This window comes from Actinomycetes bacterium, from assembly GCA_036000965.1.
Taxonomy (GTDB): Bacteria; Actinomycetota; CALGFH01; order CALGFH01; family CALGFH01; genus DASYUT01.
This window is the reverse complement of sequence record DASYUT010000002.1, coordinates 1-1,896: the sequence shown is the minus strand read 5'-3', so window position 1 is coordinate 1,896 and position 1,896 is coordinate 1. Positions and strand designations below refer to the sequence as shown.

Annotated in this window: 2 protein-coding genes; one reads left to right on the top strand and one right to left on the bottom strand. The window is 71.7% G+C overall.

The genetic code is table 11. The features are described from left to right. A partial coding sequence (locus tag VG276_00060) for a transposase (GenBank protein HEV8647821.1) occupies positions 1 to 783 on the top strand: 783 nt, incomplete at its 5' end. 676 nt (positions 784 to 1,459) lie between these two features. On the opposite strand, the gene VG276_00055 is transcribed toward VG276_00060, so the two are convergent. Next, on the bottom strand, positions 1,460 to 1,896 hold a 437-nt coding region (locus VG276_00055), incomplete at its 5' end, for a transposase (protein HEV8647820.1).

Sequence of the window (1,896 nt, the reverse complement as noted above, 5' to 3'; positions counted from 1 at the left end):
CCAGCGTCCCTGCGGGTCACCGCGGGGGTCGACACCCACCTCGACGTCCACGTCGCCCACGTCAAAGATGAGCTCGGCCGCCGGCTGGCGACCACCAGCATCCCGACGACCCCGGCCGGCTACCGGCAGCTGCTGGACTGGGCACGCACCTTCGGCCAGGTCGAAGCGTGGGGTGTGGAAGGCACCGGCTGCTATGGCGCCGCCCTGGCCCGGTGCTTGCACGCCCACGAGCAGGTCGTGGTCGAGGTCAACCGGCCCGACCGGACCGCGCGGCGCCACCGCGGCAAATCCGACTCGGTCGACGCCGAAGCCGCCGCCCGGGCGGTCCAGGCCGGTGACGCCACGACCACGCCCAAGGCCGGCACCGGCTCTGTGGAGATGATCCGCGCGCTGCGCGTGGCCCGATCGACCGCGATGAAGGCCCGCACGCAGGCGGTCAACGCGCTCAAAGCGCTGTTGGTGACCGCCCCGGCCGACCTGCGCGAGCAGCTGCGCGGCCTGCCGACTGCGGCGCTGGTGCGCGCCGCGGCCGCGCTGGAACCCGGCGAGCTGACCAACCCGGCCGCCGCCGCCAAGCTGGCCGCGTGCATCCTCGCCCAGCGTTACCAGGCGCTCAGCGCGGAGATCAGCACCCTCAGCCGCGAGCTGGACCGGCTGACCACCAAGGTGGCCGGCCCGCTGGTCGCCCGGTTTGGCGTCGGTCCCGACAGCGCTGGTGCGTTGCTGGTCGCCGCCGGCGACAACCCTGACCGGACTGCGCAGCGAGGCGGCGTTCTCAATTGACATCGTCCACGACCGCGGGCCGTTCGTTCTGTATGCGCTGAGGCGCTCGGACGCCTTGGACGCCGGCCTGCTGCCCGTCCCGCAGCTTCCGCCAGCAGGTACACCGAGCTTTGGCAGCCCAGCAGCCAGCCCCAGCGCGGGTTCTCCCTGGCCAGGCGGATGATCAGCTGCTGGACGTCGTGGTCGAGCGGTGGTCGGCCGGTGTGGCGGTGCGGGGAGGTCCACGCGCCGGCGACCAGCCGGCGGTGCCAGCGCAGCAACGTCTCGGGCTTCACGAGGAAGCAGGACCAGCGGGCTCGGGGGAGCGCGCGGCTGACGGCGGCGAGCAGGGCGCGGTCGGCGGGCTCGAGCCTCGGCCGTGGAACCTGGCGGCGGAGCACGGTGCGCTGGTGGCGGAGGACGAGGAGTTCGAGGTCCTTGGCCGCATCGCCGCGGGCGGGCAGGACGAGCAGCTGGGTGGAGCGGCAGAGCGTCAGGGAGGCGAGCTTCGACAGCACCCAAGTGGCCTCCGAGATCTCAGCGGAGGTGTCACATTACCGCGTCACGGTGAGCGAACCGGCAGCTCAGAGGCCATGTCGGAGTTTCCGCACCCTACGGGGTTTGCTGCCATTGCCAAATCTGTGCTTCACTCTGCGCCGACTTCGAGTCGGTTCAGCACTTCACGGTTCATGAGCCTTTAGGGCATTTCCCTGAGCTTGCCGTTTAAGCTGCCTGCCCGAATCGGGCGGCGAGTGTGGTCTCGCGTTTGATCGTTTTCCCGACGTGGTGACGGGGTGCGGGACGGCGGTTGGTGGAACCGGGGTGGCCGTCCAGGGCCGGGCTTGCCGGGTTTTGGTGCACCGGCTGGGCACGTGGTCTTCGCGCGGATGTTCCGGAACCCTCGCCGGACGCGGGCCGGGGTGAGCCGACCGGGCGGGGCGGGTCGCTGCCATGGCCGGCGCAGATCGTTGGCGAGCGGCCGGGCGAGGCGGAGCTGGGGATGCGCGGCGGTGAGCAGCCAGGTCCACCGGTCGGCGGCCTGGGCATCGCGGAGCTTCGGTGCGGTCCAGCCCAGCGTCTGCTTGAGCATCCGGAAGGTGTGCTCAGGACCGAAGCGGCGCAGGAACACCTGCC